The following is an 8,665-nucleotide window of genomic DNA, read 5'->3' as shown; positions in this document are numbered from 1 at the left end:
TTGAATCTATCTAAAGGCACTGAACCAGTGAACCAAATGATGGTTGCTTACATGGATGGCGCCACTAGCGAAATTGACAATACTTTAGACGGGAGATACATCAATGATAATGAAACTGCTCTAACTAGCTCTTTAAAAGGAGAAGAATTTGTTATTCAAGCCAAAGGATTACCATTTGATTCTAGTGACATTGTTCCTTTAAGTTTTAAAACAGAACTTGCAGGTACTTTTACCATTGCTATAGACAAGGTAGACGGTTTATTTTTAGGCAACCAAGAAATTGTACTTAAAGATCTAAAAGCAGGGACAGAGCAAAACCTTAAAACAAGTTCATTCACATTTACCAGTGAAGCGGGAACTTTTAAAAACCGTTTCGAAATTGCTTTCAAAAACAACCAAACATTAGACATCAATACACCTAACTTTGATGAAAATAGCGTAATTGTATTCAATCAAAATGGAGCGTTAAACGTATCTACAGGAAAAAATGCTATCAAAAACATCCGCGTTTTTGATATAAGAGGCGTTTTAATTGCAGAACAAAAAGAGGTAAATGCAAATACAGCAAGTATCAAAAACGTTACGGCAAGCAAACAAGCTGTTTTAATCCAAATTACTTCAGAGGACAATAAAACTGTAACTAAAAAAGCTATTTTTTAGGCTGTAGCCAATAAAAAACAGGTACTAGAATTAAAATTTTAAAATTAAATCATGAAAAACATAGTAATACAATTTTATATCGTTGCTTTTTTTATACTCTCTAGTGTTACCATGCTAGCACAAACTCCGGGTGACACTGATGGTACAGCCGACGGACTAGAAGGAGCTGATGCTCCTGCAGCACCTATAGATGATTACCTTTTGCCAATGGCACTAGTGGCTATTTTTGCGGGATATAAATATTCTAAAAACACGGCTCAAAAAACAGTTTAAATAGAGTTGATTTTAAAACTGTAACCCAATAAAAACCCCCGAAAAATAATTTTTCGGGGGTTTTGCTATTTTATATTGAGATACCTACGGTTAGTCGACTTGTGAAATAGAGGATTAAAAAACCTAACATTTCTGTTAATGACTAATTTTTCCAGTTCAAAATCAACTTCAAATTAAGTCTGATTCATGATAAAGCTATAAGATGAATAGCCTATTTTCTATGTATTATTTGTAAAACTCACCATTTGAAATTATTTGAAATTCAGGCATTTTTAATAACAATATAATTATCGTAGTTATGAATGTTAGAAAAGTTATTACATCAAAAGGAACTTCATAAGATTTATTGTTAAATCTAAAACATGGTCTTTTCTTGAAAAATTGAACAATTAAACAAATTGGAATCATTGGAATAAATAAATAGCCTATAAAATAAATACTTAATCCCCGATTGGTTTCGGCTTTTGTATAGTTAAGGTAATCAATACCATTTTTTTTTAAAGTATGAATTTCATTAGAAGTCCTTCCAATTTCCAATGTATCTCCCGAATTAATTTTTACAAATTCATCGTACTTCAAAAAATTATAGTCGATACCAGTTATTCTAAATTCTTGATTGTACCCTTTAAAGTTTAGTATAACAAAATATTCGGCCCCACTTTTTCCGTGATGTTCCTCATCAAAAAATGGTTTCGAATCGACAATAACTGTTTCTTTGATAAATTCCACTTGAGAGGTATCAATTTTATTTCCAGGCCAAATTAACAAAGCAAAAACAATAATTAATGAAATCATTAGGCCAGTTCTGAATTGTTTCTTAGTTTCTAACCATTCATTATACATTATTACAAAGCATTTTTGATTTTTAATTTTAGCTATAAACCATCCATTAGAGTGACTCCTTATTTCATTCTATTTTTTAAACTGTGCTAAAGCATTTTTAGTAAATTCAGAAAAAACCAACTTCCCCGAAATAGCAGCACGATCTAATAAAAGCGTGTCCCAATTTTGCGTTCCTTCCCAAAGTACTTTTTTCATTTCCAGCAATGCCTCAGGATTATAACTTGACAAAGTGTTGCTAAAATTACTTACTGCAAGATCCAGCTCCTCTATACTGTCACAAACTACGGCATATAGTCCTTTTGATTTGGCCCATTCAGCGGACTTCCATTCTTGTGCCGCCAAAGTCATTTCAGACATTGCTGTTTTCCCTATTTTTCGGGTTACAGCAGGTTCAATTACAAACGGCCCTATTCCTATGGCCAGTTCAGATAATTTAATTGCGGAATGCTGCGTAGCCATCGCATAATCACAAGCCGATGCAATTCCTACTCCACCTCCTACTGCTTTTCCATGCACTCTACCTATAATAAGCTTAGAACAGTTGCGCATGGCATTTATCAAGTTTGCAAAACCAGAGAAAAAATGTGTACCAGCAACCTCATCTTGTACCGCAAGCAACTCATCAAAAGAAGCACCTGCACAAAACGCTCCAGTACCACTACTTTGAATCACAATTACAGACACGTTTGGGTTTTGGTCTAATGTGCTAAATTCAGCTGTTAAACGATTCAATAGTTCTCTTGGAAAGGAGTTACTCGAGGGATGACTAAAAGTTACCGTTGCTACTCTATTATTGATGCTGGTCTCTAAGGAACCCATTGCGTTTTCAGAAATCATACTTTTTTTGGGTAAAGTTAAAAAAAGTAATGCGGAATTCATCAACTCCTTGTAAGAATGAATTTGTCTTTAAAATTTGTTTTTTGGCTGATTATTATAGTATATTTGCGATCACCTTGGGGGATTAGCTCATTTGGCTAGAGCGCTTGCCTGGCAGGCAAGAGGTGATCGGTTCGAATCCGATATTCTCCACCAGTAAAATTCAAGCCTTACAGCAATGTGAGGCTTTTTTGTTTTAAAGCCTATGTTTTATACTTATATTATTTTTTCTAAAACTTTGGATAAATATTACACTGGATCCTGCGAAAATATTCAAAATAGACTTAATGATCATTTAAATAGTAGAAGTACTTATACAAAAGTGGCTAAAGATTGGGTATTAGTTTATTTTGAAAATTTTGATTCTCGGTCATTAGCTGTAAAAAGAGAAATGGAAATCAAAAAGAAGAAAAGCAGAAAATATATTGAATTTTTAATATCAAATAAATCATTTGAATAGAGCGTCCCGAAAGCCTTCGGGAAGGTGATCGGTTCGAATCCGATATTCTCCACCAGTACAATTAAGCCTTACCGCAATGTGAGGCTTTTTTATTTTATATCACTTTAATACTAAAGTTTTTTTGATTTCAAAACACAAAAAAACCGTAATAACTAATAACCAGCTATTACGGTTTTTTTATAAATCTAAGCTATAACCTCACGATCTACTTAGGATAATTGACTTTACCTACAGTCCTCATAATCCTAACAATTTTAGCCTTTCGGTTATTAATATATGTTGAGGAACTTGTTGCTGAGTATTTCCGAGGATTGGGTAATATGGCAGCTATACCAGCAGCTTGCTTCGGGGTCATGCTTGAAGCTCCTTTTCGGTACCAGTGTTCAGCTGCCGCTTGCGCTCCGTAAACACCATTACCCATTTCAATACTGTTCAGGTAAACCTCCATAATGCGTTCTTTGCCCCATATTAGTTCAATCAAAACTGTGAAATACGCCTCTAAACCTTTTCGCAAATAACTACGGCCTTGCCATAAAAATACATTTTTCGCAGTTTGTTGGGATATGGTGCTTCCCCCTTTTATACGGCGACCTCTCTCGTTACTTTTATAAGCTTTTTGCATAGCTACAAAATCAAAACCATTATGCGTTAGGAACGTCCCATCCTCACTAGCAATAACTGCTTTTTGTAAATTCATGGAAATATTCTCAATGGGTTCCCAGTCGTGACTGAAAAAAACTTCTTTACCAGCAAGTTTATTTTCAAAAACTCTAATAACCATCAAAGGTGTAAAAGGCACAGGAACAAACTTGAAAAAAACCACAAAAAAAAGAGATAGCCCAAAAAACCAAAGTAATACTTTGAGCAAAAACCTACTGATCTTACTGCCAATAGAACTTGTGTTTTTTTTGACGGGTTGTTTGTTTTTTTTTGGTGTAATTCGTGTTCCCATTATAGTAAATCTGCTAATTCTGTACCTATTAAACTCCCTATTGCCACACCCATTCCTCCTAGACGCACACCGCAATACACGTTGTCAGAAAGAGTCGAAACAATGGGATTCTTACTTGTTCCTATTCCCATGATTCCGCTCCAGCTATGCGCTATTTTAAAATCATGATTTGGCAAAATTACTTCTTTTAAGAGTTGTTCCAATTTTTTTTGTACAATTTCTGTCTGACCAAATTCAGTGGTGTTTTCTGTTTCAAAATCTAGATTTCTGCCGCCACCTAATAAAATCCTATTGTCAATATTCCTAAAATAATAATAACCTCGGTCTAAATGAAAAGTTCCTTTGATGTATAAATCAGTAATGGGCTCTGTAATTATAACCTGAGCTCTTGCTGGTTGTACCGCATTGTGTGTTAATTTCTGAGCAAAACCATTAGTAGCAAAAAACAATTTTTTGGTACTAAAACTAAACGATCCTAAAGCTACAGTAACCTGGTTTCCAGCGTCATGAAAATCAGTAACCGTTTGTGTATTTAGGATTAAAATATTCTTTGCTATCGCCTCTTTAAGCAGGGCATGCATCATTTTTCCGGTATCAATTTGTGCCTCAAAAGGATTAAAAATCAAGTATTCGTGTATTCCTTTAAACCCAAATCGATCTATTTCTTTTGCAAAAACGTCCGATTTAAACAGAGGTTTTAAAACATCATTCACAAAAGGAAGTTTCCCCATACAGTCCAGAAAAACATCTTGATCTTCTTCTAAAAAAAGCTCATAACCACCATGAGGTTTAAAATCAATGGCAGCATCCCCAAGTTTGTTTCTCAATAATTGAAGTCCTTGCCATCTTTTCTGTATCAATTGAACAACTTCTTCCTCTGTATGTGTTCTTAAATCGTCTATAACCTCAGAAAGACTACCAAAACAAGCAAAACCAGCATTCTTAGTGCTTGCTCCCTGTGGCAAAAACCCTTTTTCAAGAACTAATATCTTGCTGTCTGGAAACCTTTCGCGCAAGCGTAAGGCCGCATGCAATCCCACTATTCCGCTACCTACAATGGTATAATCTACATTAGTAAACCAGTTTTTCAATTCCCAGTAACTCAGGTCCATTTCGAAATTTTTTTATAAAAATAATACTTTTTAGGAGCTAATCCCGCTATCCGTTACAATCTTTCTAGTCTTACACACATTTCAGAGACCTGAAATACATGTAAGACTAGAAAGGATTTCCACTGCTATCGGGGCTAAAAAACCTTCCTCTACAAGACTAAAATAGGAAAAAAAGAGCTATTTTTAACATCCTAAAAAAGCAATTTTACCCATGAAAAAAACACTTTTTATATCCTTACTAATGATCAGTTTAAACACAATGGCACAAAATACAATGACTCCAGAATTACTCTGGAAACTAGGTCGAGTAACCCCACTAGGAATCTCCTTAGATGGTAAAAATGTGATTTACAAAGTAAGCATACCTTCTGTTTCAGACAATAAATCCGAATCAAAAATGTATGCGCTTCCCTTAGAGGGCGGAAATCCTACTGAAATTAAAGATACAAAAGACATTCTGAAAGACAAAAATATTTCGCCAGATGGGAAATACGTGGTGTACCACGAAGAAGTAAAAGTTGAAAAAGTGCACGGAAAAGATTTTTATCCAGAACTTCAAAAATCAGACGTGCAAATCTACGATGGATTGAATTACCGCCATTGGGACACTTGGAATGAAGGCAAATACAACCATGTTTTTTTTAAAGAAAATAAAGATGGTGCATTAGGAATTGACATCCAAGAAGGAGAAAATTTTGATAGTCCACAAAAACCTTTTGGTGGTGATGAAGATTATATTTGGTCTCCAGACAGCAAAAATATTTATTACGTGTGCAAGAAAAAAGCGGGGACTGAATATGCTATTTCTACTAACACCAATATCTTTGAGTACAATCTAGAGACAAAAAAAACTACAAACATAACCGAAGAAAACCAAGGTTATGATACCACTCCACAGTTTTCACCAAGCGGGAATTTAACATGGCTACAAATGAAACGCGATGGGTATGAAGCAGACAAAAATGACATCATAGTTCTTTTTAAAGGAATAAAGATAAACCTTACCGCAAATTGGGATGGTACAGTGGATCATTATATGTGGAGTGCTGATGGAAAGAAAGTTTATTTTGTAGCCCCAATTGATGGGACAAAACAGCTTTTTGAAGTGAATTTTCCTGGCGCAACACGCATTGCCATAACAGTTCGTCAACTAACCGAAGGTGATTTTGATGTGAATGATCTTATTGGTTTTACTGGTGAAAACATTCTAGTGACACGAACCGATATGAATCATGCTTCAGAAATATACTCTTATAATTTGAGCAAAAACACGTGGAAACAACTATCGAATGTTAATACTGCTACGTACTCCACTTTGGCGCTAAGCAAAACAGAGAAACGATATGTAACCACTACAGATGGTAAAAAAATGTTAGTTTGGGTGGTACTCCCTCCTAATTTTGACGCTTCAAAAAAACACCCAACACTCTTGTATTGCCAAGGCGGACCACAATCTGCATTGACCCAATTTTATTCCTACAGATGGAATTTACAGTTAATGGCGGCTAATGGATATATCGTGGTAGCTCCTAATCGTCGTGGAATGCCGGGTCATGGAGTGGCTTGGAATGAGGAAATCAGTAAAGACTGGGGCGGACAGGTTATGGATGATTACCTATCAGCCATTGATGCTGTGGCCAAAGAAAATTATGTAGACAATACTAGATTAGGATGTGTGGGAGCTAGCTATGGAGGGTATTCTGTTTTCTATTTGGCAGGAATTCACAACAACCGTTTCAAAACATTTATTGCCCATGATGGAGTCTACAATACTCAAAGCATGTTTGGGACAACCGAAGAAGTTTTCTTTAGCAATTGGGATTTTGGTGGAGCGTATTGGGAGAAAAACAATGCCATTGCTCAAAAAACATACACCACATTCAACCCTATGAATTTAGTAGAAAAATGGAACAAACCAATTTTAATCATTCAAGGTGGAAAAGACTTTCGTGTACCCATAGGACAAGGACAAGAAGCTTTCCAGGCGGCTCAACTTCTTGGTTTAAAAAGTAGATTTCTATACTTCCCCGAAGAAAATCACTGGGTTTTAAAACCTCAAAACGCTTTAGTTTGGCAAACTGAATTTTTCAAATGGCTTAAAGAGACGTTGTAAAATAGGCAAACATTGAATCAAAAAATCCCGTCAAAAAAAATATTTGACGGGATTTTTTATTGTGATCTAAACAGATTCTTATTCAGGATCGTTCATTTTAAAAGTATCCATAAAAGCAGTAGTATAATCTCCCGCAATGTATCGTGGATCATCCATCAATTGTCTGTGGAATGGGATAGTTGTTTTAATACCTTCAATTACAAATTCATCTAATGCTCTTCTCATTTTACTAATTGCTTCTTCACGAGATTGAGCAGTAGTAATCAGTTTTGCAATCATAGAATCGTAATTTGGAGGAATTGTATAACCAGAATACACATGTGTATCTAAACGTACACCATGTCCGCCTGGCATGTGTAATGTAGTGATTTTTCCTGGCGAAGGACGAAAATCATTATAAGGATCTTCTGCATTAATACGACACTCAATAGCGTGTAATTGTGGTAAATAGTTTTTACCAGAAATAGGCACACCTGCAGCAACAAGGATTTGCTCTCGTATCAAGTCATAGTCAATTACTTGTTCAGTAATAGGATGTTCTACTTGAATACGCGTATTCATTTCCATAAAGTAGAAGTTGCGGTGCTTATCTACTAAGAATTCTACTGTTCCAGCACCTTCATACTTGATAAACTCAGCAGCTTTTACTGCTGCAGCACCCATAGCTTGACGCAATTCGTCAGTCATGAAAGGTGAAGGAGTTTCTTCAGTAAGTTTTTGATGACGTCTTTGTACAGAACAATCTCTTTCAGATAAGTGACAGGCTTTACCGTAAGCATCACCCACAACTTGAATTTCGATGTGACGAGGTTCCTCGATTAATTTTTCAAGATACATTCCGTCATTACCAAAAGCTGCAGCCGACTCTTGACGAGCACTTTCCCACGCTTTCAATAAATCTTCTTCTTTCCAAACAGCACGCATTCCTTTTCCACCACCACCGGCAGTAGCTTTTAACATAACTGGAAATCCGAATTCTCTTGCTAACCCTAAAGCTTGCTCATACGATTCTAAAATTCCAACTGAACCTGGAACACATGGAACACCTGCTTCAATCATTGTAGCTTTGGCAGAGGCTTTGTCTCCCATTCTATCAATCATTTCTGGCGAAGCACCAATGAATTTGATTCCGTGTTCTTGGCATATCTTTGAAAACTTTGAATTTTCAGATAAAAAACCATACCCTGGATGAATTGCATCTGCGTTTGTAATCTCGGCAGCTGCAATAATATTTGACATTTTTAAGTAAGATAAATTACTTGGAGGAGGTCCTATACAAACCGCTTCGTCAGCAAATTTAACGTGCAAACTATCAGCATCAGCAGTAGAGTATACTGCAACTGTTTTTATGCCCATTTCTTTACACGTTCTAATAA

At 35.7% G+C, this 8,665-nt stretch carries 9 protein-coding genes and 1 tRNA gene; 5 read left to right on the top strand and 5 right to left on the bottom strand.

What is annotated here, in order from left to right; genetic code table 11:
• Both FPG59_RS11115 and FPG59_RS11110 read left to right on the top strand, forming a co-directional pair.
• The coding region (locus tag FPG59_RS11115; RefSeq protein WP_140344639.1) for a T9SS sorting signal type C domain-containing protein at positions 1 to 660 on the top strand (660 nt) is incomplete at its 5' end.
• Between the two features lie 51 nt (positions 661 to 711).
• Positions 712 to 933 (top strand): hypothetical protein, encoded by a 222-nt coding sequence (locus FPG59_RS11110; RefSeq protein WP_086454671.1) that lies wholly within the window; start codon positions 712 to 714, stop codon positions 931 to 933.
• Between the two features lie 225 nt (positions 934 to 1,158).
• Here the strand turns inward: FPG59_RS11110 and FPG59_RS11105 are convergent, their stop codons facing one another.
• On the bottom strand, positions 1,159 to 1,728 hold the full coding sequence (locus FPG59_RS11105) for a hypothetical protein (RefSeq protein ID WP_140344638.1): 570 nt from the start codon (positions 1,726 to 1,728) through the stop codon (positions 1,159 to 1,161).
• Between the two features lie 117 nt (positions 1,729 to 1,845).
• Positions 1,846 to 2,613 (bottom strand): enoyl-CoA hydratase/isomerase family protein, encoded by a 768-nt coding sequence (locus FPG59_RS11100; protein ID WP_086454673.1) that lies wholly within the window; start codon positions 2,611 to 2,613, stop codon positions 1,846 to 1,848.
• Positions 2,614 to 2,731: 118 nt separating this feature from the next.
• Here FPG59_RS11100 and FPG59_RS11095 point away from each other — a divergent pair.
• Both FPG59_RS11095 and FPG59_RS11090 read left to right on the top strand, forming a co-directional pair.
• Positions 2,732 to 2,808 (top strand) — tRNA-Ala (locus FPG59_RS11095).
• 49 nt (positions 2,809 to 2,857) lie between these two features.
• Positions 2,858 to 3,112: a GIY-YIG nuclease family protein gene (locus FPG59_RS11090; RefSeq protein WP_086454669.1), complete on the top strand. Its 255-nt coding sequence runs from the start codon at positions 2,858 to 2,860 to the stop codon at positions 3,110 to 3,112.
• A 205-nt stretch (positions 3,113 to 3,317) separates the two neighbouring features.
• On the opposite strand, the gene mtgA is transcribed toward FPG59_RS11090, so the two are convergent.
• Positions 3,318 to 4,064 (bottom strand): monofunctional biosynthetic peptidoglycan transglycosylase, encoded by a 747-nt coding sequence (mtgA, locus tag FPG59_RS11085; protein WP_086454668.1) that lies wholly within the window; start codon positions 4,062 to 4,064, stop codon positions 3,318 to 3,320.
• Positions 4,064 to 5,176, bottom strand: coding sequence for an FAD-binding oxidoreductase (locus FPG59_RS11080; protein WP_086454667.1), 1,113 nt, complete (start codon positions 5,174 to 5,176; stop codon positions 4,064 to 4,066). Before FPG59_RS11080 ends, mtgA begins: the two co-directional genes overlap by 1 nt.
• 211 nt (positions 5,177 to 5,387) lie before the next feature.
• Here FPG59_RS11080 and FPG59_RS11075 point away from each other — a divergent pair, with 211 nt between their 5' ends.
• Entirely contained in the window at positions 5,388 to 7,289 is a 1,902-nt protein-coding gene (locus FPG59_RS11075) for a S9 family peptidase (RefSeq protein WP_086454666.1), read from the top strand.
• 78 nt (positions 7,290 to 7,367) lie between these two features.
• Here the strand turns inward: FPG59_RS11075 and accC are convergent, their stop codons facing one another.
• Positions 7,368 to 8,663 (bottom strand): acetyl-CoA carboxylase biotin carboxylase subunit, encoded by a 1,296-nt coding sequence (accC, locus tag FPG59_RS11070; protein ID WP_086454665.1) that lies wholly within the window; start codon positions 8,661 to 8,663, stop codon positions 7,368 to 7,370.
• Positions 8,664 to 8,665: the final 2 nt, after the last annotated feature.

Origin of the sequence: Flavobacterium sp. FPG59, from assembly GCF_002150205.1 — a bacterium.
Lineage (GTDB): Bacteria > Bacteroidota > Bacteroidia > Flavobacteriales > Flavobacteriaceae > Flavobacterium.
Note: the sequence above shows the minus strand (reverse complement) of the source record. Positions and strands in the feature narration are given on the sequence as shown.